This is a genomic window from Kribbella sp. NPDC051952 (assembly GCF_040680855.1).
Classification (GTDB): Bacteria; Actinomycetota; Actinomycetes; order Propionibacteriales; family Kribbellaceae; genus Kribbella.
Genome location: NZ_JBFAXQ010000001.1, coordinates 793,384 through 815,015 on the forward strand (window position 1 = coordinate 793,384; position 21,632 = coordinate 815,015).

Annotated in this window: 22 protein-coding genes and 1 riboswitch; of the genes, 16 read left to right on the forward strand and 6 right to left on the reverse strand. The window is 68.4% G+C overall.

Annotation, left to right across the window (positions count from 1 at the left end; translation table 11 throughout):
- Window positions 1-20: 20 nt before the first annotated feature.
- The 6 genes from AB0L70_RS03885 (at window position 21) to AB0L70_RS03910 (ending at window position 5,864) form a co-directional block, all read left to right on the forward strand.
- A complete protein-coding gene (locus AB0L70_RS03885) occupies window positions 21-1,214 on the forward strand; it encodes an ATP-binding protein (RefSeq protein WP_363679625.1) in 1,194 nt (397 codons plus the stop codon).
- Window positions 1,215-1,299: 85 nt separating this feature from the next.
- Entirely contained in the window at window positions 1,300-2,163 is an 864-nt protein-coding gene (locus tag AB0L70_RS03890; protein WP_363679628.1) for a DUF3152 domain-containing protein, read from the forward strand.
- Between the two features lie 58 nt (window positions 2,164-2,221).
- A complete protein-coding gene (locus tag AB0L70_RS03895; protein WP_363679630.1) occupies window positions 2,222-3,040 on the forward strand; it encodes a hypothetical protein in 819 nt (272 codons plus the stop codon).
- Window positions 3,037-3,699 carry an alpha/beta hydrolase gene (locus AB0L70_RS03900; protein WP_363679632.1) on the forward strand — a complete coding sequence of 221 codons (663 nt, stop codon included), beginning with the start codon at window positions 3,037-3,039 and terminating at the stop codon, window positions 3,697-3,699. Before AB0L70_RS03895 ends, AB0L70_RS03900 begins: the two co-directional genes overlap by 4 nt.
- Before the next feature lie 19 nt (window positions 3,700-3,718).
- Window positions 3,719-3,835, forward strand: a riboswitch (TPP riboswitch).
- Window positions 3,829-5,166, forward strand: a complete 1,338-nt coding sequence (locus AB0L70_RS03905) for a cytosine permease (protein ID WP_363679634.1) — start codon at window positions 3,829-3,831, stop codon at window positions 5,164-5,166. Its footprint overlaps the riboswitch before it by 7 nt.
- Window positions 5,167-5,183: 17 nt before the next feature.
- On the forward strand, window positions 5,184-5,864 hold the full coding sequence (locus AB0L70_RS03910) for a methyltransferase domain-containing protein (RefSeq protein ID WP_363679636.1): 681 nt from the start codon (window positions 5,184-5,186) through the stop codon (window positions 5,862-5,864).
- 145 nt (window positions 5,865-6,009) lie between these two features.
- Here AB0L70_RS03910 and AB0L70_RS03915 read toward each other — a convergent pair whose 3' ends face one another.
- Window positions 6,010-6,576, reverse strand: coding sequence for a methylated-DNA--[protein]-cysteine S-methyltransferase (locus AB0L70_RS03915; protein WP_363679639.1), 567 nt, complete (start codon window positions 6,574-6,576; stop codon window positions 6,010-6,012).
- Complete coding sequence (locus tag AB0L70_RS03920) at window positions 6,573-7,064, reverse strand: sigma-70 family RNA polymerase sigma factor (RefSeq protein WP_363679641.1); 492 nt, start codon at window positions 7,062-7,064, stop codon at window positions 6,573-6,575. Before AB0L70_RS03920 ends, AB0L70_RS03915 begins: the two co-directional genes overlap by 4 nt.
- A gap of 314 nt (window positions 7,065-7,378) precedes the next feature.
- On the opposite strand from AB0L70_RS03920, the gene AB0L70_RS03925 reads away from it, so the two are divergent.
- The 5 genes from AB0L70_RS03925 to AB0L70_RS03945 are packed head-to-tail and all read left to right on the forward strand — an operon-like array spanning window position 7,379 to window position 11,837.
- On the forward strand, window positions 7,379-7,933 hold the full coding sequence (locus AB0L70_RS03925; protein ID WP_363679643.1) for a flavin reductase family protein: 555 nt from the start codon (window positions 7,379-7,381) through the stop codon (window positions 7,931-7,933).
- Window positions 7,926-8,975 (forward strand): ABC transporter substrate-binding protein, encoded by a 1,050-nt coding sequence (locus tag AB0L70_RS03930; RefSeq protein WP_363679645.1) that lies wholly within the window; start codon window positions 7,926-7,928, stop codon window positions 8,973-8,975. The genes AB0L70_RS03925 and AB0L70_RS03930 overlap by 8 nt, the downstream gene beginning before the upstream one ends.
- Window positions 8,972-9,811, forward strand: coding sequence for an ABC transporter permease (locus tag AB0L70_RS03935; protein ID WP_363679647.1), 840 nt, complete (start codon window positions 8,972-8,974; stop codon window positions 9,809-9,811). The genes AB0L70_RS03930 and AB0L70_RS03935 overlap by 4 nt, the downstream gene beginning before the upstream one ends.
- Entirely contained in the window at window positions 9,787-10,503 is a 717-nt protein-coding gene (locus tag AB0L70_RS03940; protein ID WP_363679649.1) for an ABC transporter ATP-binding protein, read from the forward strand. Before AB0L70_RS03935 ends, AB0L70_RS03940 begins: the two co-directional genes overlap by 25 nt.
- Complete coding sequence (locus tag AB0L70_RS03945) at window positions 10,500-11,837, forward strand: LLM class flavin-dependent oxidoreductase (protein ID WP_363679651.1); 1,338 nt, start codon at window positions 10,500-10,502, stop codon at window positions 11,835-11,837. Before AB0L70_RS03940 ends, AB0L70_RS03945 begins: the two co-directional genes overlap by 4 nt.
- Window positions 11,838-11,853: 16 nt before the next feature.
- Here AB0L70_RS03945 and AB0L70_RS03950 read toward each other — a convergent pair whose 3' ends face one another.
- On the reverse strand, window positions 11,854-12,846 hold the full coding sequence (locus AB0L70_RS03950) for a zinc-binding alcohol dehydrogenase family protein (RefSeq protein ID WP_363679653.1): 993 nt from the start codon (window positions 12,844-12,846) through the stop codon (window positions 11,854-11,856).
- Between the two features lie 99 nt (window positions 12,847-12,945).
- Between AB0L70_RS03950 and AB0L70_RS03955 the strand changes: the two genes are divergently transcribed.
- The 3 genes from AB0L70_RS03955 (at window position 12,946) to AB0L70_RS03965 (ending at window position 15,515) form a co-directional block, all read left to right on the forward strand.
- Entirely contained in the window at window positions 12,946-13,761 is an 816-nt protein-coding gene (locus tag AB0L70_RS03955; protein ID WP_363679655.1) for a glycerophosphodiester phosphodiesterase family protein, read from the forward strand.
- 253 nt (window positions 13,762-14,014) lie between these two features.
- A complete protein-coding gene (locus AB0L70_RS03960; protein WP_363679657.1) occupies window positions 14,015-14,431 on the forward strand; it encodes an ATP-binding protein in 417 nt (138 codons plus the stop codon).
- A 109-nt stretch (window positions 14,432-14,540) separates the two neighbouring features.
- Window positions 14,541-15,515, forward strand: coding sequence for a DUF5926 family protein (locus AB0L70_RS03965; protein WP_363679659.1), 975 nt, complete (start codon window positions 14,541-14,543; stop codon window positions 15,513-15,515).
- A gap of 220 nt (window positions 15,516-15,735) precedes the next feature.
- Here the strand turns inward: AB0L70_RS03965 and AB0L70_RS03970 are convergent, their stop codons facing one another.
- Window positions 15,736-16,935: an arginine deiminase gene (locus AB0L70_RS03970; RefSeq protein WP_363679661.1), complete on the reverse strand. Its 1,200-nt coding sequence runs from the start codon at window positions 16,933-16,935 to the stop codon at window positions 15,736-15,738.
- A gap of 194 nt (window positions 16,936-17,129) precedes the next feature.
- Between AB0L70_RS03970 and AB0L70_RS03975 the strand changes: the two genes are divergently transcribed.
- Both AB0L70_RS03975 and AB0L70_RS03980 read left to right on the forward strand, forming a co-directional pair.
- On the forward strand, window positions 17,130-17,921 hold the full coding sequence (locus tag AB0L70_RS03975) for a glycosyltransferase (RefSeq protein ID WP_363679663.1): 792 nt from the start codon (window positions 17,130-17,132) through the stop codon (window positions 17,919-17,921).
- A complete protein-coding gene (locus AB0L70_RS03980; RefSeq protein ID WP_363679665.1) occupies window positions 17,918-19,474 on the forward strand; it encodes a DUF2029 domain-containing protein in 1,557 nt (518 codons plus the stop codon). The genes AB0L70_RS03975 and AB0L70_RS03980 overlap by 4 nt, the downstream gene beginning before the upstream one ends.
- Here the strand turns inward: AB0L70_RS03980 and larC are convergent.
- Both larC and larB read right to left on the reverse strand, forming a co-directional pair.
- On the reverse strand, window positions 19,471-20,820 hold the full coding sequence (gene larC / locus AB0L70_RS03985) for a nickel pincer cofactor biosynthesis protein LarC (RefSeq protein ID WP_363679667.1): 1,350 nt from the start codon (window positions 20,818-20,820) through the stop codon (window positions 19,471-19,473). The two genes, AB0L70_RS03980 and larC, sit on opposite strands and share 4 nt — an antisense overlap.
- The gene (larB, locus tag AB0L70_RS03990; RefSeq protein ID WP_363679669.1) at window positions 20,817-21,536 is read right to left on the reverse strand and encodes a nickel pincer cofactor biosynthesis protein LarB; all 720 of its coding nucleotides are present in this window, start codon (window positions 21,534-21,536) and stop codon (window positions 20,817-20,819) included. The genes larC and larB overlap by 4 nt, the downstream gene beginning before the upstream one ends.
- Between the last annotated feature and the right edge of the window lie 96 nt (window positions 21,537-21,632).

Sequence of the window (21,632 nt, forward strand, 5' to 3'; positions counted from 1 at the left end):
CGGGCTCATACAGTGGCAGCATGGATCCGATCCGGAATCCCTATGCGCCCGGCGCCGGTCAGCGGCCGCCTGAGCTGGCCGGACGCGACACCGAGGTGCGGCAGTTCGAGGTAGTGCTCGAACGGGTCGCGGCAGGCAGACCGGAGCGGAGCCTTGTGCTCAGTGGGCTCCGGGGCGTGGGTAAGACCGTGCTGCTCAACACGTTGCGCAGCCAGGCGATCAAGCGTGCCTGGGGTACGGGGAAGATCGAGGCCCGGCCGGAGCAGAGCATCCGGCTGCCGATCGCGCAGGCGCTGCACACCGCGATGCGGGAGTTGGGGCATCGGCATCGCGATGACGATCGGGTCGACCAGTTCAGCGCCGTACTGAAGGCTTTCGCGCTGCGGACCGGGGCAGAGGACCGGAAGGGGATCCGCTGGCATCCGCCGGTGGACGTGGCTGCGGCCAAGGGCCGGGCCGACTCCGGTGATCTCGAGATGGATCTGATCGAGCTCTTCACCGATGCGGCCGATCTGGCCGGCGATCTGTCGGTCGGGGTCGGACTGTTCATCGACGAGATGCAGGACATCAGTGCGGACGACCTGTCCGCGTTGTGCGCCGCATGTCACGAGATCTCGCAGCAGAGCGCGCCACTGGTCGTTGTGGGTGCGGGGCTGCCGCATCTGCCCGCCGTACTGTCCGCCAGCAAGTCCTACTCGGAGCGGCTCTTCCGCTACATCCGTGTGGACCGGCTGGCGCGAGAGGCGTGCGACCGCGCGCTGATGGTCCCGGCGGAGAGCGAGGGCGTTGCGTACGACGAGGAGGCGCTGGACGAGCTGTACGCCCAGACGGACGGGTACCCGTACTTCGTCCAGGCGTTCGCCCACTCCACCTGGGACCACGCCCCGACGTCCCCCATCACCATCAAGGACGTCGCTGTCGCCGCTCCGGAGGCTTCGGCCGAGTTGACCGTCGGCTTCTTCGGCTCCCGGTACGAACGTGCCACGCCGGCAGAACGTGAGTACATGCGCGCCATGGCCGAGCTAGGCATCGGCGTCGACGACGGGTCCGTCCAGACCGCCGAAGTGGCCAACACCCTCAGCCGCAAACCCCAGTCCCTCTCCCCAGCCCGAGACGGCCTGATCAAGAAAGGCCTCGTCTTCTCCGCCGAACGCGGAACCGTAGCCTTCACAGTCCCCCACTTCGGTAAATTCCTCCGCACCCGCACAGCCTGACGCCCCGGTCCCTTAGAATCGTTGCCCTAGGTCTAACGAAACTGCTCTTTCGTCCGGGACGGTTGAGTCGGTAGGGTCGATTGCTATGACCACCGGGCGGACTGGCCAGCGTGAGGCCGCGGCTGTCCGGAAGCGGCGGGGTGGGCGGCACAGTCGGCGGAAGTCCTATAAAGGGCAGTGGTTCGGGGTTACTGCGCTGGCTGTGTTGGGGACCGTAGTGGTGGCGCAGCCCGATGTCGGGCAGCGGCGGAGCTTGGCTCAGGAAGTGGTGGCTGGGCAGGCAGTAGCCAGCCCGTCGATCGAGACACCCAGTACCGCACCGACGCCGGTGGTGGTGCCTACGCCGACGCAGCGGTTCACGACTCCGTTGCGGCCGGCACCGACTTTGACGCGGAAGCCCAAGGGCTCGAAGCCCAACGTGACCGTGTCCAGCGGGAAGCTCGCCATCGTGCCTGGGTTCGACAAGGCCAACGGGGTGCGGGACAAGCTGACCTACCGGGTGGAGATCGAGCAAGGTGTGTCGATCAACGGGGCCGCCGCGGCGAAGATCATTCACGAGACGTTGACGGACCCGCGCGGCTGGCAGGCGATCCACCCGGTCAGCTTCGAGCGGTCCGACAAGGCCGATGTGGACCTGCGGATCATCCTGGCCACGCCGGAGCTGACCGACAAGCTGTGCCTGCCGCTCGACACGGGTGGTGAGGTGTCCTGCCGGGTCGAGGACCGCGTCGTACTGAACGCCAAGCGGTGGATGTACGCGATCCCGGCGTACAACGGCGACGTGTCGCTCTACCGGAGCTACCTGGTCAACCACGAGGTCGGGCACGCGCTCGGCCATGGTCACTCGACCTGCACCACCGCGAAGACCCCCGCGCCGGTGATGATGCAGCAGACCAAGGGGCTGGCCGGTTGCCTTCCGAACGCGTGGCCGACCGTCAAAGCAACCTGAGGCCGTCCGGGAACTCCCGGACGCCCTCTAAGCTGAGACCGGACGGGAGGGAGTAGCGATGTCGTCACAGGATTTCCCGACGTACGGCCGGGGCGACGAGCCCGAGCAGTCCGGCGAGGAGCAGCACTACGCCCCGCCCACGCCGTACGGCGGTGGCACGTACGGAACCGGCCCGCACCCCAACCCGCAGCCGGGACCGTACGCCGACCCCCAGCCCTACGGCTCTCAGCCAGGACCGCCGCAAGCGCCTCCGCAAGGCCCGACCTATACGCAGCCGCCCAACTACCGTCCTGGCACCCCATACGGTCCCGCGACGCATCCACAGCAGCACGAGCTCCCGACATACGGGCGGGAAGAGCTAGTCGCGCCCCGCGACCCCCGCGCCGCCCGCGTAGTCGGTCTGGCCGCGCTGGTCGCCGGCATCTACGGTCTGCTCGTCGTGTCCGTCCAGCGCGTCGCACTCCGGGAGATCTCCCAAGCGCCCGGCTCACCGCTCAACCACCCGTTGCGTACGGACGTCCTCGACGCGATCGGCCAGCTCCTGCTGATCGTGGTCGGCGCGGCCGCACTGGTGATGTGGATCCGGGACGTCCTCGCCCGGCGCAAGGCAGGCCGTCAGCCCGACCCGGCCGAGTTCGGTGGGCTACTGCTGGTCGGAGTCTCGATCATCCCGATCCTGATCTGGATCATCATGGTCCTGTCCACCGGACTGGGTGCGATCGACGACTCGGTCGACCGGCTGCCGACGGCGTACGGCTGGGGCGGGATCGGCCTGCTGACCCTCGCGGCCGGACTGGCGCTGGGGTACCGCGAGCTGAAGCCCGAGGTCCGTAACCCGGTCGTCCAAGGTCCACCGGCCAAAGCGCCCTGGGAGTGAGCACACCTGTCGTTCTGGTCCCCGGCCTCGGACTCGGGCCGGAGTCCTACGCCAAAACGGTCGAGCACCTGACCACGCCGTACCACGTGATCACCCTGCCCGGGTACGGCGAACCCGCCGGAGCCCGCGAGGACCTCCACCCCGAAGCCCTGGGCGCGGCACTCGCGGAGAAGATCCGCGAGCGGTCGGTCCTGGTCGGCCACTCCGCCAGCTGCCAGATCGTGGTCGAGACCGCGGTCAACCACCCAGAGCTGGTGCACGCGCTCGTACTCGCGGCTCCCACCGGAGACATCCGGATGTCGAGCTGGGTGGACCGGACCGTGCGCTGGCTGGGCTCCGCCGTACCCGAGGTGCCCAAGCTGATCCGGGCCGTGACCCCGCAATACGCCCGTACGACGATTCCCGCGATCGCCCGCGCTGCGGAAGCGGCCCGGCACCACGACCTGGCCGCGATCATCACCCGGGTCCGGGTGCCGGTAGTCATCGTGCGCGGCAAGCACGACCTGATCTCCCCGGCCGAGTGGGTTCAGCGGCTCGCCGAGCTGAGCCACGGCGAGGCCCGCACCCTCGAAACCGGCTCCCACATGCCGATCCTGACGAACGGCCCCGAGGTCGCCGCGCTCATCCAGCGAGCAGCCACCATGCCGCCACCCACGTGACGCGCTATCGTTGACGCGCAAACAACCTTGCGGGAGCTCGCACCGAGATGCGCGGGCTGAGAGGGCGACAGCTGGGTCGCCGACCGCCTGAACCTGACCGGGTAATGCCGGCGTAGGGAGCGGGTCATCATGACCAGTACTGCTGTTCGTCCTGCCAGTCAGACCGAGGCGCCGCTCGTCCTCACCACGGATGCGCCCCGAACACTCGGATTCCTGGACCAGTTCACACTCTGGGGCAATTTCGGCATCTCACTGTTCGGCCCGGTCACGGGCGCGCTGGTGGCGGCGTACACGGGCTCGCTGTGGCAGGGACTCCTCGCAGTCGTCGTCGGCTGCGGAATGGGTGCCCTGGTGGTCGGCGGTGCCGCTGTGTTCGGGTCCCAGACCGGAGCGCCGGCGATGGCGAGCCTGCGTGGGATCTTCGGCCGGCGCGGTTCGATCGCGCCGACGGTGCTGAACATCGCGCAGAACGTCGGCTGGGCCACGATGGAGATCATCGTCATCTCCCAGGCCGCGGTGGCCGTGACGAGTGAGCGCTGGCGCTGGCTGTTCGTCGTACTGGCCGGGGTGATCGCCACGACGATGGCGGTCCGGCCGCTGGGCAGTGTGAAGGTGCTGCGGAAGTTCATGGTCTGGCTGGTGCTGATCGCATCGGTGTACCTGTTCGTGCAGGTGCTCAGCAAGCCGGTGCACGATCTGCCGCAGGACAGCGTGTTCGGCTTCTGGCCTGCGGTCGACCTGGCCGCCGCCGGGGTGGTCTCGTTCGCGCCGCTGGCCGCCGACTACACCCGGCACTCACGGACCAACAAGGCCGCGTTCGCGGGATCGTCGCTCGGCTACGGCATCGCCGCGATCGCCTACTACGCCATGGGCGTCTTCGCGGTCGCGACCCTGCAGACCAACAGCGAGGACGTGATCACCGCACTGGTCACTCTCCCGGCCGGCGCGTTCGCGCTGTTCGTTCTGCTCGTGGACGAGGTCGACGAGGCGTACGCGAACGTCTACTCGACCACGATGGCCGCACACAACCTGATCGGTCACGTCGACCGCCGGTGGATCTCGGTCGCGATCGGCGTGATCGCCACCGGTATCGCGCTGATGGTTGACCTGGGCAACTACACCCAGTTCCTCTACCTGATCGGCTCGGTCTTCGTCCCGCTGTTCGCGGTCGCGATCGCCGACTTCTTCCTGGTGAGCAAGATGAACTGGGACGTCTCGAGTACGGCGAGGTTCCGGTGGCAGCCCACAGTCGCCTGGCTGATCGGCTTCGTCGCCTACCAACTCGTCAACCCCGGCACCGTAGCCGGCTGGTCACCGTTCTGGACTGACGTCCAGCAGGCCCTGTTCAACCACCAGCCGGTGCCCGCCTGGCTGGGCGCGACCTACACCTCGATTGTCGTCTCGATGCTGGCCGCGGTGCTCCTCGGACGGGTCGGGCGCCGCCCCCTGGTCACTGACCCGGAGTAACCGGGATACTTTCGACCATGCTGAATTCCGCACTGCGCAGCCGGGCCGAGTACGCGGAACTGGGAGCCGACGGATTGGCCTCGAGGACGACGCCCGAGCGGGACGCGGCGACCGTGAAGGCTGTCGAGGAGCTGCTCGGCGAGCGCGAGTCGGTGCTCGACCTGTGCTGCGGGTACGGCCGGGTCGCCCTGCCGCTGGCCAAGGCCGGCAAGGTCGTCCGCGCACTCGACATCTCGCCGAACCTGATCGAGGCCGGCCGGGCGAAGGCTGCCGAGGAGGAGCTGTCGATCGACTGGGCGGTCGGCTCGATGACGGATCTGCCGTACAAGTGGGACGCGTTCGACGCGGTGATCTGCCTGTGGACGGCGTTCCACGAGCTGTTCGCCGAGGACGAGCAGGTGTCCACGATCTGTGAGATCTCCCGGGTACTGAAGCCGGGCGGTATCGCGATCATCGAGGGCCCGAGCTGGGGCCCGGCGACGGCGGCCGAGATCGCCAACGGGATGCGGCAGGGCCCGGAGCACCGGATCGTCACCACCGAGCACTTCGGCACCAGCAGCGTGCACTTCATCCATGACGAGAAGAGCTACAAGCGGCTCTGCGCGGCCGCCGGGATCGAGAATTTCACGGTCTACAAGCGCGAGTGGGGCGGCCGCCGCCGGCTGATCCTGGAGATCCACCAGCCGACCACTGACTGACCCGGTAGTTCTCGACCTGAATGCTTTTCCGAAACACCTGCACCGGTGCACATTGCACAATGAAAGAAGCAGATCCCCACTCCACATTGGGGACCTGCTCCTTATTCGGACGAGTGTAAATCAATGCCCGCCGGGGTGGGAAAACTCACCCTTTTGCTTCAAGGTTCAGCAGGAATCGTTTCGCCTCCAGGCCGCCCGCGTACCCGGTGAGGGCGCCGCTCGCACCGATCACCCGGTGGCACGGCAGGACGACGCAGACCGGGTTCGCGCCCAGCGCCGTACCGACCGCACGGGCTGCCTTGGGCTTGTGGATCTCGCCGGCGACAGCGCCGTACGTCGTGGTCTTTCCGTAGCTCGTGTGCAGCGGCAGATCGTTGAGGACAAGGCGCTGGAACGGCGTTGCCAGCGAGAGATCCACGTCCAGGTCGAACGCCTGACGCCGCCCGGACAGGAACTCGTCCAACTGCCGTCGTACGTCGTCCAGTGCGCTCGGCTGGCGTAGTACCCGCGGGGACAACGCCCGGGCGAGGCGGTTCGTCATGGTCTCCTCGTCGCCGAAGGAGCTGGCCACGACCCGGCCGTTCGCGACCGCGAGCAGCATTGTGCCGATCGGGGTGTCGTGCAGGGTGTAGGCGACGTCGGCGGCCGGGAATACCGGTGGTTTCGGGTCGGGGATGGTGAACCGGGTCAACCGGCTCTCGAGATCATTCATGCGTTTACTCCGAGTTTGGTGCGCAAGACCGCGAGTGCGTCGCTGACAAGCCGGCGCGAGGCGGCGGGCGTGGTATCGAGGGCGGCGGCCACGCCGTGGTGGTCCAGGTCGCCGATGTATTTCAGCGTGATCGCGAATCGCTGCCGTTCGGGCAGCTCGTTGACCGCTTGCCAGAGGTCGGGATCCGGCCAGTCGGCGGCATCCGGGCCGTCGACCGCGACCGGTGGGGCCTCGTCGAGTGGACGTTGGGGTTTGCGGGCGCGGTGCAGGTCGGTCGCACACCGCGAGGTGATGGTCAGCAGCCAGCTGCGCAGGTTCTTCGCCGAGGTCAGGCCCGGGTACGCCGCGAACGCCTTCTCCCAGGCACGCTGGGCCACGTCGTCGCCGTCCACCGGTCCGGCCAACGCGCGCGCCAGCCGCGCCACGTCCCGCCAGTGTGCGTCGACGAGCGCCTGGAACGGCGGCAGTTCGACCTTCTCCCGAGCCATCACGACAGTAGAACGCACGCACGGCCGGGAGTGTGAGGGCGACCGGCGGTGTGTCGTCCCAGCCCGTGGTCAGTTCTGGACGCCCATCCCGGATCGCGAGATTGTCTAGTTCTCCAGTAGACATTGATGCGAAGATTGCTGACATGACGACGACCTTCCTCACCCGCCGTCGCGTCATCGATCTGCTGCGGACGGCGAGCGCCACCTGTCGGTGACGCGGTTCCCCGTTTCTCCGGCGGAATCCCGCCGTACGAGGCGTGTCTGAGCGCCTCTCACACCATCTTGTGGTCCCTGCCCCAGTTCGAGGGAGAGACATGTCCGTTCCCGCCTTGCACCGCCCTGCCCTCTCGGTGGTCCCCGACCGCCAGGAGGAGCGGATCGTCGACGCCGATGTCTACCGGTCCGTGTTCCGTCGCCACGCCGCCGGCGTCGTGGTGATCACCGCGGACGCCGGCCACGGCCCGGCCGGTTTCACCGCGACCTCACTGGTCTCGGTCAGCCTGCTGCCGCCGCTGGTGTCGTTCGCGATCGCCACCAGCGCGTCCAGCTGGCCGACCGTCAGCAGCACCGAGAGCCTGGTGATCAACTTCCTCTCCGCCGACCAGCACGCCATCGCCGGCCGGTTCGCCACCAGCGGCATCGACCGGTTCGCCGAGCCGACCCGCTGGTCGCGGCTGGCGACCGGCGAACCCGTACTCGACGAGGCCCCGAGCTTTCTCCGCGCGCAGGTCGAGCACCGCTTCGCGGTCGGCGACCACTCGCTGGTCGTCGCCCGCCTCGCCACCCATACCGAACGGCGTGAGCACGAGCCGCTGCTCTACCACGACGGCAACTACGTCACTACACACCCGAAGGCACATCATGCTTAAGACCCCCAAGCTCCTCGCCGCAGCCGTCGCGACCGTCGCCGTGCTGGCAGGCTGTGGTGGTGCCGCGGACGCCGGCAACGCCGCCAAGCTCTCGCTGGACGCCGCCCTGCCGACCACCGTCCCGGACGGCACCAAGATCGTCGTCGGTGATCCCGCCACCGAGGTGGCGCTGAAGCTGTCCGGACAGATCGACAAGGTGTCGAAGTTCGTCCAGTTCGCCAACCTGAGCGGCGGTCCGCAGACCACCGAGGCGTTCCGGGCACACGCCCTCGACGTCGGCTCGGTCGCGGAGATCCCGCCGATCCACGCGACCTGGACCGGGCTGCACGTGAAGATCGTCGCGTCGAAGTTCCGCCAGGACCCGCTGAACCACCCGATCTACAAGCTCGGCATCGCACCAGGCGTCAACGTGAAGTCACTCGGCGACCTACGCGGCAAGAAGATCGCGTACAGCCCCGGGCAGGCGCAGGGCGCCCTGGTTCTCAAGGTGCTGCAGAAGGCCGGGCTGACCAAGGACGACGTCAAGTTCGTCGAGCTCCCGAGCACCGGAGACGTCTACACGAACGCACTGGCCGCGAAGCAGGTCGACGTCGCCCCGATCGGTGGCGTCCAGATCAAGCGCTACCTGGCCAAGTACGGCAAGGACGGGGCCAGCACGATCGACCACGGCCTGCGCGACGACGCCGGCCACCTCTACGTGGTCCAGGAGTCGCTCGAGGACGCGAACAAGGCGGCCGCGATCCGCGCGTACGTCGCCGCCTGGGGCGTCGCGCAGAACTGGATCGACACGCACCCGAAGGAATGGATCCAGGGGTACTACGTGAAGGACCAGGGGCTCACCGAGGCCGACGGGCAATGGCTCGTCGAGAACGCCGGTCACCCGGACATCAGCGCGGACTGGAGTGACGCGATCCAGCGGCACCAGGACACGATCGAGCTGCTCGCCAAGGAGACCGGCAACAAGGTGATCCAGGCCAAGGACCTCTACGACCTGCGGTTCCAGACCGTCGCCGCCGACGCGATCAAGGGAGCCTCGAAATGAGCGCGACCACCCTGCCCGGGCTGAAAGCACGGGAAGCCACCGGCGCGACCGTCGTACGACGACGAAGGCTCGGACCGGGGAAGCCGATCAGGTTCGGTGCCGCGATCGGACCGGTACTGCTGCTCGTGGTGTGGAGCATCGGATCGGCCACCGGCTGGATCGACCAGCGGGTGCTGTCCGCGCCCTGGACCGTGGTGACAACGGCCGGCGACCTGATCGCCGACGGCCGACTGCAGTCGAACCTCTGGACCTCCGCCCAGCGGGCCCTGATCGGACTCGCACTCGGCATCGTCCTGGGCGTCGTACTCGCGCTGCTCTCCGGACTCTCCCGCCTCGGTGAGGCGATCCTGGACGGTCCGATCCAGATCAAGCGCGCGATCCCGTCGCTGGCGTTGCTGCCGCTGCTGATCCTCTGGCTCGGGATCGGTGAGTCGATGAAGATCGTCACCATCCTGCTCGGGGTGTTCGTGCCGATCTACCTGCACACCCACAACGGCCTCCGCACGATCGACAGCCGGTACGTCGAACTCGCGCAGACCGTCGGGTTGTCCCGCTGGGACTTCATCCGCCGGGTCGTCCTTCCGGGCGCGCTGCCCGGGTTCCTGCTCGGCCTGCGGTTCGCGGTCACCGGCGCCTGGCTGTCGCTGGTCGTCGTCGAGCAGATCAACTCCACCAGCGGTATCGGCTACATGATGGAACTGGCCCGGACCTACGGACAGACCGACATCATCATCGTCGGCCTGGTCCTCTACGGCATCCTCGGCCTGCTCTCCGACGGAGCCGTCCGCCTGATCCAGAGGAGGGCCCTCACATGGCGCCGCACGCTGGCCTCTTGACCGCCGCCGTCCAGGTCCGCGACCTGGTCCGCAAGTACGACGATCGCGCTGTCCTCGACGGGCTCGACCTGGACATCGCTCCGGGTGAGTTCGTTGCGCTGCTGGGGAAGAGTGGATCCGGGAAGAGCACGTTGCTCCGGGCCCTGGCCGGGTTGGACGCGGATGTCGCCGGCTCCGGGGAGCTCGTCGTACCGGCGAATGTCTCGGTCGTCTTCCAGGACTCGCGGTTGTTGCCGTGGGCAAGGGTGTTGGACAACGTCGTACTTGGACTGCACGGGGCTGAGGATCGCGGCCGGGAGAGCCTGGCCGAGGTTGGGCTCGAGGGTCGAGAGCAGGCCTGGCCGAACGAGTTGTCCGGTGGTGAGCAGCAGCGGGTCGCATTGGCGCGGTCGCTGGTGCGGGAGCCGGAGTTGCTGCTCGCGGACGAGCCGTTCGGGGCGCTGGATGCCCTGACCCGCTTGAAGATGCACGTGCTGCTGCGGAAGTTGTGCGCGGCGCATCAGCCCGCCGTACTGCTGGTGACGCACGACGTCGACGAGGCGATCGTGCTGGCCGACCGGGTGATCGTGCTCGACGAGGGCCGGCTGGTCGCGACCGAACAGATCGAATTGGCCGCGCCACGGAGTGCGGCCGATCCAGGATTCGCCGCGGTCCGGTCGCGGCTTCTCGACGCTTTGGGAGTTTCGCTATGAGCCGGCAGTTGCATTTGAACGCGTTCTTGATGAGTACGGGCCATCACGAGGCCTCCTGGCGGTTGCCGGAGAGCGATCCGTTCGCCAATACCTCGGTGGCGCATTATCAGGAGCTCGCCCGGACCGCGGAGCGCGGGAAGTTCGACTCGGTGTTCTTCGCGGACTCACCGGTACTGATCGGGGACGTGGGTCGCCGGCCGGCCGGGACGCTGGAGCCGACGGTGCTGCTGACCACGCTGGCCGCGGTGACGTCGCGGATCGGGCTCATCGCGACCGCGTCGACGACGTACAACGACCCGTACAACCTGGCCCGCCGGTTCGCCAGCGTGGACCACGTGAGCGGCGGGCGCGCGGGCTGGAACGTGGTGACCACGGCCGGTCCGGACGCGGCGCTCAACTTCAACCTGGCGGACCAGCCCGCACATGCGGAGCGGTACGACCGGGCCGCGGAGTTCCTCGAGGTCGCGTACAAGCTGTGGGACTCGTGGCAGGACGATGCGGCGATCGCGGACAAGGAAGCCGGCGTATGGGCCGTGAACGACCGCGTGGTGCCGATCGACCACGTCGGGCGGCACTTCCAGGTGCGTGGTCCGCTCAACCTGCCACGGTCGCCCCAGGGGCACCCGCTGATCGTTCAGGCCGGCTCCTCCGAGGACGGCAAGGGACTGGCAGCGCGGTACGCCGAGGCCGTGTTCACGGCCCAGCAGACCCTCGAGGACGCGCAGGACTTCTATCGCGATCTGAAGGCACGGACGGCCGCGCTCGGTCGCGATCCGGAGACGATCAAGATCCTGCCCGGGATCGTGCCGGTGATCGGCAGCACGGTCGAGGAGGCGCAGCGACTGGAACGTGAGCTGGACTCGCTGATCCGGCCCGAGTATGCGCGGCTGCAGCTGGCGAAGACGTTGAAGGTCAAGCCCGAGGACCTGCCGTTCGACGAGCAGTTGCCCGCCGATCTGCCTGACGAGGACGAGATCGAGAGCGCCAAGAGCCGGTACACGCTGATCGTGACGCTCGCCCGCCGGGAGAAGCTGACGGTTCGCGAACTGATCGGCCGGTTGGGCGGCGGCCGCGGTCACCGCACCTTCACCGGTACGCCGGACCAGGTGGCGGACGCGATCCAGAACTGGTTCGAAGCCGACGCCGCCGACGGCTTCAACATCATGCCGCCGGTCCTGCCCTCCGGCCTGACCACGTTCGTGGACGAGGTGATCCCGATCCTGCAGGCCCGCGGCCTGTTCCGCACCGAATACACGGGCACGACCTTGCGCGACCACTACGGTCTCGCCCGCCCGTCCGGTCGCGCCACCGCGTTGCAGGAAGCGACCGCCTGATCCGGTGCTGGGCCTGTCAGGTGGCGGGCCCAGCACCCACTCGCACCACCAGTTTCCCGACGGCCTGGCCATCCTGCATGATGCGGTGAGCCGCGCCGATCTCCTCCATCGCGAAGACCCGGTCGATCCGGATCGGGAGCTTGCCGGCCTCGACAAGATCGACGTACCGCTGGAACGCCGCCGCCGGGAGGTCCGTGCTCTCACCCCCGTACCCGGTCAGGCGGACGCCGTTCGGGAGGTAGCCGATCGGGTAGAAGTCGGGGATCGTCCAGTTGTCGCTGAGCATTCCGGTGAAACACACCGTGCCGTGCAGCGCGGTCGCCTTCAACGTGTCGGGCAGGACATTCGTGCCGACGAGTTCGAGCGCTGCGTTCACCCCGGCCGGCAGGATTTCCCGGACCTTCTCCGCAACGTTGCCATCATCAACGATCGGGTGATCGACGCCGAGTTCGCGCAAGACCTGTGTCCGTTGGGGATTCCGCGTGGTCGAGAACACGGTCAGCCCGTGTTCCTTCGCCAGTACGGCGGCTGCCACCCCGACTGACGACGTACCGCCGCGCACGAGCAGCGTCTGGCCGGGCTCGATCGCCAGCCCGGTGTGCAACGATCCGTGGGCCGTCTGCAGCATCTCCGGCAAGGCCCCGAGCGTCGCCCAGTCGAGACCCGTGGTCACGGGGATGACGCAGTACGCCGGTACTACGGTGTACTCGGCGTACCCACCGTCGAACTCGCGGCCCATCCCGCCCATCATCGCCACCACCTGCTGACCGGGCTCGAACTCGCCACCCGGCGCCGCGTCGACGGTCCCGGCGGCCTCGATCCCGGGGATCACCGGGAAGCGCGCGTTCGTCGCCATCCCGGCCCGGAGGTGGTACTCGGACCGGTTCAGCCCGAACGCCTCCACCTTGATCCGGACCCATCCGGCCGGGGGCTCGGGGACGGCGACCCGCTGTACCCGCATGTCCTCCGGTTCGCCCGGCCCGTCCAGCACGATCGCCCGCATCTCCATGCGGCCAATCCTCGCGCGCCGGCAATGAAAGTAATCGTTTTCCAGCGATCGGCGCGCCTCCGTGACTCGCTCACATCGGTGGATGACAGAGTTCTCCTTATGGGGAAGCTCCCAAAGGTGGTGGCCCACCGTGGCTCAAGTGACGACAGTCCCGAACACACCCTCGCGGCGTACCGCCGGGCGATCGAGGCGGGCGCGGACGGACTCGAATGCGATGTGCGGCTCACCGCCGACGGGCATCTGGTCTGCGTGCACGACCGCAGGATCGAGCGCACGTCCAACGGACACGGCGTCTTGTCCACGATGCGCCTGGCCGAGCTCGAGGCGTTCGACTGGGGCTCGTGGAAGAATCCGTGGGCCGATCTCGACGACGAAGCCGACTTGCCGAGCCCGGATCTGCGCAAGGTCCTCACGCTCGAAACCCTGCTCTCCACCGTCCGTGACGCCGGCCGTCCGGTCGAGCTGGCCATCGAGACCAAGCACCCGACCCGGTACGCCGGACTGGTCGAGCGGCGGCTGATCGAGGCCCTGGATCGCTACGGCTGGGCGCATCCGAAGGTCGGCACGGAGTCTCCGGTCCGGGTGATGAGCTTCTCCTGGCTGTCGCTGCGCCGGCTCCGCGTGCTGGCACCCGGACTGCGGACGGTCCTACTGATGGACCGCGTCCCGCTGCGTTTCCGCGACGGCTCCCTACCGACCGGCGTCTCGTACGCCGGTCCCAGTCTGGAGATCGTCACCGCCCACCCGGAGTACGTCGACCGCGCCCACAAGCACGGGCACCAGGTCCACGTCTGGACCGTCAACGCGGAGGCGGACGTCCGGCACTGCCACGACATCGGCGTCGACGCGATCATCAGCGACCGGCCCGCGGCCACCCTGAAAACCCTCGCTCAAATGAGCGCGTTGAGGGGGTAGGACGTCGTACGAGCAGGTGGAGTTTGTGACACATCGGAGCTGCTTTGTGTGGCATGTGTCACGTGGTGTGGATACGTAGCAGGGTGAATGCGGGCGGTTATTGCAACGTTCAATTCCGTCGATTTCATCTCGGTTTCTTCGGGTTTAGGCGTGATCTGCGCGCGGCCATGTAACGGAATACCCACCGGTGTTTTCCGGGGCCGGAAGCTGGGCAGATGTGATGGTGGCTGTACCGAACTCGAGGAGACCCTGCTTGTCCTCTGCGACCCTGCCTGCCGACGTGAGCGTTGTGGACGTCGTACTGCCGCACGACGTGTCCGCGGTAGCGGACTCCCGTCGCCGTCTAGCCGCCTACCTGAAGCGTTACGGGATTAGCGACACCGCCTGTGACGACGCACAACTCGTGCTCTCCGAGCTGCTCTCGAACGCGATCCGGTATGCGCCGCCGCTGCCGGCCGGCGAGGTGCGCGCGGCCTGGTGGATCGACAAGGCCGGTATCCACGTCGAGGTCACCGACGGTCGCGGCGACACCGAGCCGCGACGGATCAGCGACACCCACCCCGAATCGATCGGCGGCCGCGGTCTCGCCATCGTCGACGTACTCACCTCGCACTGGGACGTGCGCACCGCCACCAGCCATCGAACCGTGCACGCGATCATCCCCAGCTGAATCCGGTCCAGCTGAATCCGGCCTGGCCGAATCCAGGACGGCTGAATCCGGTCCAGCTGAATCCGGCCGGTTGGCCGACGGGTGCCGTCGGCTGCAAGACTGCGGGGTTATGGGAAAGAAGTCGCGGCAGCGCGCCAAGTCCGGCAACACGACGACCGTCACTCTCGATCCGGCCGACCTGGTCGACGTCGGGCCGCGGGAACCCTGCCCCTGTGGTTCGGGCAAGCGGTTCAAGCAGTGTCACGGCAAGGACCGGGCCCAGGCCACCGACACCTTCGTGATGCGGCCGTTCGAGGGGCTGCCGTCGGAGTGTGACCTGATCGCGTTCCGCGAGATCGTCCCCGCGGGTACGGCGGAGGTCGTGCTGACCGGGGACAACGCGGGCAAGGTGGTCAACCTGGTCACCCTGCTGCCGATGGCGATGCCGGGTCTGGTCCGCGACGACGAGACGATCTGGATCGGCCTGCAGACGCACGCGTCGTCGGGTGACCCGAGTCGCGACCTCGGCCACGCGATCAACGCTGCGCTGCACACCGAGCCGGGCAATCCGGTCCAGCTGGGCGACCTGATGAAGGAAGGTCCGCGCCTGCAGGACCTGATCGACACCTCGAAGCCGATCGAGGCCAAGGTGCACGAGGGCTTCGACTTCTGGGTCGGCGAGAACGTCGAGGACCCGACCGGCGAGGTCGCCGCGGGTCTGGAGCGCGCCAATGCGGCCGCGGCCCCGACGAAGCGGTTGGAATCGGTCGAGGCGGCGTACTGGACCGAGATCGGCGACCGCCGCTACCTGCGCTGGGTGCTGCCGCACAGCGAGGACACCCTGCTCGACGCGCTCGCCCGCCTGCACGCGGCCGGCTCGTCCGCGCTGATCGAGGGCAGCCGTCTGATCGGATCCTTCCGCGCCCTCGGCGTCCTGGCCCCGGTCTGGGAGCTCCCCGCCGGCACCGAGGCCGCCGACGTCGAGAAGCCCGCGGCCGACTTCGCGGTCGCGCTGGAGAAGGCGCTCGCGACCGAGGCGACGCTCAGCACCGAAGAGCGCGCCGCCCGGGCCGGCCTCGCCAGCCGCCAGCTCACCATCCGCTGACGCAACGAACCCCCGGGCCTCGGCCCGGGGGTTCGATTACTGACAGTGGTCTAGGCCATGATCGATAAACCTAGAAAACGTGGACGGCCCAAGTCCTGCTGACGGGGGAGCAACAGGGCCTGGGCCTAGGCATGAAGAGTAGTCGGGTTGCCCGGCTGCCACAAGTCCCGATTTAACTGCGCGTGTCGTAGGGCTCACACGGGGGCCCGGACCCCAGGGCTCAGCCGAGCGGAGCGCGGAGCACCGGGCACGACATGCAGCGCGGCCCGCCACGGCCCGAGCCCAGCTCCGAACCCGAGATCCGGATGACCTCGATCCCGGACTCCTCCAGCCGCGCGTTGGTCTCGACAGTGCGCTCGTACGCGATGCACACCCGCGGCGCCAGGGCGAGAGTGTTGTTCCCGTCGTCCCATTGCTCGCGCTCGGCCGTGACCGGGTCCAGTCCGGTATCGATCCGCCGCAGCGTGTCCATCCCGAGCGCCTTGGCGGCCGCCACCAGGAACGGCTCCGGCTCCGCGACATGCAACTGGTCCCCGTCGGTGGTGACCGCGAGCGCCCGCATCTCCTCCGCCATGTTCGGATACATGAGTACGGCGTCAACGTCGACCATCGTGCAGACCGTGTCGAGATGCATCGTCGCCCGCTGCTGCGCGATCGGTACGGCGAGCACGGTGTGCGCCAGGTCCTGCGCGAACACCCGCCGGGCCAACCGCTCCACCCCGGCCGGTGTGGTCCGCTCCCCGACCCCAACCGCGAGTACGCCCGGACCAAGCGCGAGTACGTCGCCACCCTCGACGTGCTCGAGCGTGTGGTCGTAGACCTTGTTCGCACCGGCGAACCGCGGGTGGAACGTGTAGATCAGCTCGGTCAGCTGGGTCTCGCGCGCCCGGGCCGGCATCGCGAGTGAGGTCACCGCGACCGAGTCCCGGATCCAGACGCTGGAGTCCCGCGTGAACAGCAGGTTCGGCAGCGGATCGATCAGGAAGTCCTCGTGCGCCAGGAGTGACGTGACGAGTCCACCCGCTCGAACCTCGTCGTTCCGGACACCGGCCATCAACGCCTCGGCGAGCTGAGCCGGATCGAGATTGCTGAGCGAGGCCTGGAGATAGTCGCGCAGGGTGTCGCCGAGGCGCAGGTCCTCGGTGGTGCCGGCGACCGCGCGGGTGCGTGCTTCCGGGTCCGCGAGTGCCTCGGCGAGCAGCTCGCCGAGATACAGGACCTCGACGTCGCGGTCCCGCAGCGCCTGGGCGAACGCATCGTGCTCGTCCTGCGCGCGACCGACCCACGGGATGCCGTCGAACAGCAGTTTGTCGTTGTTCCGTGGGGTGAGCCGGCGGAGCTCGTTCCCGGGCCGGTGCAGCATCACCGTCCGCAGCGGGCCCACTTCACTGTCGACGCCGTACCCCTGAGCCTCGGTCATCCGTCTGCCCTCTCCCTTGAGTCCGTGCCAACCAAGCTACGGCAGCCGGTCGCGACCGCGCCGGACTATCTTCAATGTGTCTGATTGTCCGACAATATCAAGGTCTCGGGTGAGCTCGTTCGAAAGGACGAGATATCCACAGCGGCGGGCGCTGACGAGGTCGATCGGCTGCCGAGGAACTAGGCTGCGGTGCTGTGTCCGGTCATGATCTGCATTCCGAGCCGTTCGAGCGTGCCGTCGCCTGTGTGATCCCGGCGAAGGACGAGTCGGACCGGATCGCAGCCACTGTGGACGCGGTGCACAAGATCACCGGCGTCGACCTCGTCGTGGTCGTCGACGACGGCTCCACGGACGGCACGGCGGAGGCGGCCGAGCGCGCGGGCGCAGTCGTGGTCCGCCACGAGCGGAACCGGGGGAAGGCCGCAGCGATGGAGACCGGTGCGGCAGCGGTCGCCGAGCGGGATGGTGCCCGGCCGCGACACCTGTTGTTCCTCGACGCCGACCTGACCGACACCGCGGTCGGTGCGGCGCCACTGATCGAGCCGGTGCAGACCGGTCAGGCCGACATGACCATCGGCACCCTGCCGGCGCAGGTGCGTGCCGATGGTTCGAAGGCCGGCGGGCACGGGTTCGTCGTACGACTGGCCCGGGCCGGGGTCGAGGAGGCGACCGGCTGGGCTCCGGAGCAGCCGCTGTCGGGGCAGCGTTGTCTGACCCGGGCCGCGTTCGACTCCGCCGTACCGCTGGCGGCCGGGTTCGGGGTCGAGACCGCGCTGAGCATCGACCTCGGGCGGAAGGGCTTCCGCATCCTGGAGGTGCCGATCGAGGTCCGGCACCGCGCCACCGGGACCGACCTGCGCGGGCAGTTGCATCGCGCGAAGCAGTACCTGCACGTCCGACGCGCCCTGGCCGCACGTAGCGCTCTGCCCGCGGACGGCGGCGGCCCGTCGCTGCGCAGCCTGTTCCCGCGGAAGACCGCGCAATGAGCACTGCCGACCTGTCCGATCCGCAGCTCGCCCAGCGCTACGGACGGCGCGCAGTCGCGCTCTACCTCGCTTGTACGGCGCTCATCGTCGCGGTCGGCCTGCTCGGCCCGTCGGTCGTCGTTCTGACCCTGACCAACCGGCACAAGTGGTTGCCGTCGTACTGGTTCGACACCAAGGCGAACGACTGGCTCGTCACGGTGATGATCTACGTCGCGATCCTGCTCGGCGGGTACGGCGTCTACCTTGCCACCAAGGCCCTCAAGCACGGCTGGGCCCCGCGGATCGACAGATTGATTGCCCTAGGCATCGGTACGACGGCGGCCGTCGCGCTGGTCCCGCCGATGGCGTCCGGCGATGTGCTGATCTACGCGGCGTACGGACGGATCATGTCGCTCGGCGGCAACCCGTACACGCAGGCGCCGGCGGACACGATCCGGCTCGGGTACGACCCGGTGATCGCGGCGACCGAGCGGCCGTGGCAGGGCGCGAAGAGTGTGTACGGGCCGATCGCGACCTGGATCCAGTGGCTGTCGTCACTGATCGGTGGCGACTCGATGCAGCTGACCGTGTGGATGCTGCAGTTGTCGGTCGCGATCAGCCTGATCGTCACCGGACTGCTCCTGGTCAAGCTCGTCGGGCCCAACCTGCCGAACCGCCGCCGCGTGATCATGCTCGGGCTCGCGAACCCACTGATCCTGTGGTGTGTTCTCGCCGGCGCACACAACGACGCGATCGCCGTGATGTTCGCGGTGATGGGGCTCGTGTTGTTCCGGCGGCACGTGTTCTGGGCCGGGATCCTGATCGGGATCGCGGGCTGCACGAAGCTGTCGATCGGGCTGGTCGGCGTGGCAATGCTGTGGTCGCTGCGGGCCGATCGCCGGAAGGCCGCGATCTTCTGTGGTGGTGGCGCGCTCGCAATGGCCGGTTTGTACGCCGTGGTCGGGCTGCAGGCGTTCCAGCAGGCACGGTCGCAGACGTCGTTCATCTCGACGGGTACGCCGCACAAGGTGTTGCTGAGCTTCTTCACGCTGTTCCTGCCGAACGGGCTGGTGCGGACGGTCCTGGCGATCCTCGCGTGGGTCGGGCTGATCGTGGTCGCGATCCTGCTGACCCAGGTGTTCCCGAAGTCGCTGGTCCCGCAGACGCACCCGGACGACCCCACGCCGGCGGCGATCCGGTACACCGCGATCTATGCGATCGCGTGGATCCTGACCGCGATGTACTCACTGCCTTGGTACGACCTGATCGCCTGGGTCGCGCTGGCCGCCGTCGCCGCGTCGAAGGTCGACGGCTTGATGGTCGTGCGTACGACGATGCTCGCGATCGCGTACGTCCCCGGTCGCGACCCCAACGCCCGTCAGGTCGCCGCGAGCCTGTCCGACTCCCTGGAGTTCTTCAGCGCGCGGCTCCGGGACACCATCTGCCCGGCGATCGAGCTGGCGGTCCTGATCGGCCTGATCGTCTGGGCCCGGCGGCGCGGAGCCGAGTGGTGGCCGTACGACTGGCCGCGCCGTAAGCAGAAGGCTGTCCCGGAGAACGCTGAAGCCCACTAGCTCCAGAGGTCGTGGCCGGCGGCTACGGCTTTGGCCAGGACGGTCTTCACGGGCTTCTTGAGGTTGGCGGCCGCGGCCACCACGTCGTCGTACTCGGGTTGGACGTTGACGACCTGGCCGCCGTACCGGGCGATCTTCACGTGGATGCGCTGGCCGTCGACGTCGACGGTGGCGAACTCGCGGTCCGCGGCGTGCTTGCGGATGCTGAACTCGCGCAGGCCGATCGCGGACGTCTCGGACAGGATCACCGAACGGACGACCTCGGCGTTCGCACCGCCGACGAGGACCGAGAGGGTGTGGGCCGGGCGGCCCTTCTTCATCAGGATCGGGGTCAGCCACGCGTCGGCCGCGCCGGCTTCCATCAGGCGCGCCAGTACCTGCGGCCAGATGCGCGGGTCGAGATCGTCGACGTTGGTCTCATAGACGAGCTCGGTGGCGGAGCCCTCGAGCGATTCACCCAGTACGACGCGGACGATGTTCGGCACCTCGATCGGGTCCCGGCCGCCCGCGCCGACGCCGGTCTGCTGGATCCGCATCGGCGGCAGGAGCCCGAAGTCGTTCGCCAATGAAGCGAGCAGGGCTGCTCCGGTCGGCGTCGTCATCTCGTACGGCGCTGTGCCGCCGACAACAGGTGCGTCCGCCTCAGACAGCACATGCAGTACGGCGGGACCCGGCACCGGGATGCCGCCGTGCTGCCCGCGAACCTGCCGTCCACCGCCGAGGCTGATCGGCGACACGATGATCCGATCGATATCCAGCGAGGCCGAGGCCGCCGCGACTCCAACGATGTCCGCGATCGCATCCAGCGCCCCGACTTCATGGAAATGCACCTCGTCCGGCGTCACCCCATGAGCCTTACCCTCGGCTCGAGCGAGTCGAGCGAAGGTGTCGAGGGCCCGCTTCTGCACGGCCTCGGTAAGCCCAGCCCCCTCAATCAACCGCCGAACCTCCGCCCAGGGCCGAGTCGGGCCATGCCCATGCCCTACCGAGGGAGAAGAGGGGGAGGATCCAGCCTCGTCCCCCGGTGCGGCGCCCGTGCCCGGCTCGTGCCCGTCCCCCGGGGCGGCGTCCGTGCCCGGCTCATGTCCATGGCCGTGCCCGTGTCCATGCCCGTGTCCGACGTCGGCGGGGGTGTTTTCTGGATGGGGTGTGCCGTCTACCCGGACTGTGGCTTTGGTGGCGGCGATCTGGTGGCGCATGGTGCGGTCGACGCTGACTGAGAGGGACGGGTCGACCGCGGATACGGCGGCGTTGACTGCGTTGAGGTCGGCGCCGGCATCCAGGAAGGCTCCGAGAAGCATGTCGCCGGAAGCGCCGGCCGAGCAGTCGATCCAGGCGATTCTCACTGGATCTCCTTCGCCTCACGCGGTGCGGATCGACGAGCAACCCGGGCTGCGAACACCCCGGCACCGAACCCGTTGTCGATGTTCACCACGCTGACCCCTGGCGCACACGAGTTCAGCATCGCCAGCAACGCGGCCAGCCCACCGAACGAAGCGCCGTACCCAACCGACGTCGGCACCGCCACCAGCGGGACCCCGACCAGCCCGCCGACCACGGAAGGCAGCGCGCCCTCCATCCCGGCGACCACGACCAGGCAGTCCGCCGCGTCGAGCCGTTCACGAACTGCCATCACTCGGTGCAGCCCAGCCACACCCACGTCGGTGATCAGATCGACCTCGGCCCCGAAAACCTTGGCCGTCGTCGCAGCCTCGGCCGCCACCGGCGCATCCGACGTACCGGCCGCCACCACGGCGACAGTCCCACGCAGTACGGGCGCCTCCCCGAGGACCGCCGTACGCCCGACCGGATCGACCACCGCGCCCGGCAGCGCAGCGGCCACCGCAGCCTGGGCCTCCTCGGTCAATCGCGTCGCAAGAACGGCGTGCCCGGGGTGGGTCGCGTGCAGCGTGCGCAGCAGTTCGACGACCTGCTCGGGCGTCTTGCCGGCGCCGTATACCACCTCGGCGTCGCCGGTGCGCTCCAGCCGGTCGGTGTCGAGCCGTGCATATCCCAGGTCGTGGACACCCGGTTGAGGACCTTGGTCAGGCAAATGAGTCACGCCGAGAATCTACGTGGCCTGGGCGGACAACACCTCTTCCGGTCCGGTCGCGCACTCTCCGCAGTCGCCTGAATACTCAGGTACAACACGTCATGC

Excerpts from the sequence above, each read along its gene's own strand:
- AB0L70_RS03885 (WP_363679625.1), top strand. The coding sequence starts at position 21 with ATGGATCCGATCCGGAATCCCTATGCGCCCGGCGCCGGTCAGCGGCCG.
- AB0L70_RS03890 (WP_363679628.1), top strand. The coding sequence starts at position 1,300 with ATGACCACCGGGCGGACTGGCCAGCGTGAGGCCGCGGCTGTCCGGAAG.
- AB0L70_RS03895 (WP_363679630.1), top strand. The coding sequence starts at position 2,222 with ATGTCGTCACAGGATTTCCCGACGTACGGCCGGGGCGACGAGCCCGAG.
- AB0L70_RS03905 (WP_363679634.1), top strand. The coding sequence starts at position 3,829 with ATGACCAGTACTGCTGTTCGTCCTGCCAGTCAGACCGAGGCGCCGCTC.
- AB0L70_RS03910 (WP_363679636.1), top strand. The coding sequence starts at position 5,184 with ATGCTGAATTCCGCACTGCGCAGCCGGGCCGAGTACGCGGAACTGGGA.
- AB0L70_RS03915 (WP_363679639.1), bottom strand. The coding sequence starts at position 6,576 with ATGAATGATCTCGAGAGCCGGTTGACCCGGTTCACCATCCCCGACCCG.
- AB0L70_RS03920 (WP_363679641.1), bottom strand. The coding sequence starts at position 7,064 with ATGGCTCGGGAGAAGGTCGAACTGCCGCCGTTCCAGGCGCTCGTCGAC.
- AB0L70_RS03925 (WP_363679643.1), top strand. The coding sequence starts at position 7,379 with ATGTCCGTTCCCGCCTTGCACCGCCCTGCCCTCTCGGTGGTCCCCGAC.
- AB0L70_RS03930 (WP_363679645.1), top strand. The coding sequence starts at position 7,926 with ATGCTTAAGACCCCCAAGCTCCTCGCCGCAGCCGTCGCGACCGTCGCC.
- AB0L70_RS03935 (WP_363679647.1), top strand. The coding sequence starts at position 8,972 with ATGAGCGCGACCACCCTGCCCGGGCTGAAAGCACGGGAAGCCACCGGC.
- AB0L70_RS03940 (WP_363679649.1), top strand. The coding sequence starts at position 9,787 with ATGGCGCCGCACGCTGGCCTCTTGACCGCCGCCGTCCAGGTCCGCGAC.
- AB0L70_RS03945 (WP_363679651.1), top strand. The coding sequence starts at position 10,500 with ATGAGCCGGCAGTTGCATTTGAACGCGTTCTTGATGAGTACGGGCCAT.
- AB0L70_RS03950 (WP_363679653.1), bottom strand. The coding sequence starts at position 12,846 with ATGGAGATGCGGGCGATCGTGCTGGACGGGCCGGGCGAACCGGAGGAC.
- AB0L70_RS03955 (WP_363679655.1), top strand. The coding sequence starts at position 12,946 with ATGGGGAAGCTCCCAAAGGTGGTGGCCCACCGTGGCTCAAGTGACGAC.
- AB0L70_RS03965 (WP_363679659.1), top strand. The coding sequence starts at position 14,541 with ATGGGAAAGAAGTCGCGGCAGCGCGCCAAGTCCGGCAACACGACGACC.
- AB0L70_RS03970 (WP_363679661.1), bottom strand. The coding sequence starts at position 16,935 with ATGACCGAGGCTCAGGGGTACGGCGTCGACAGTGAAGTGGGCCCGCTG.
- AB0L70_RS03980 (WP_363679665.1), top strand. The coding sequence starts at position 17,918 with ATGAGCACTGCCGACCTGTCCGATCCGCAGCTCGCCCAGCGCTACGGA.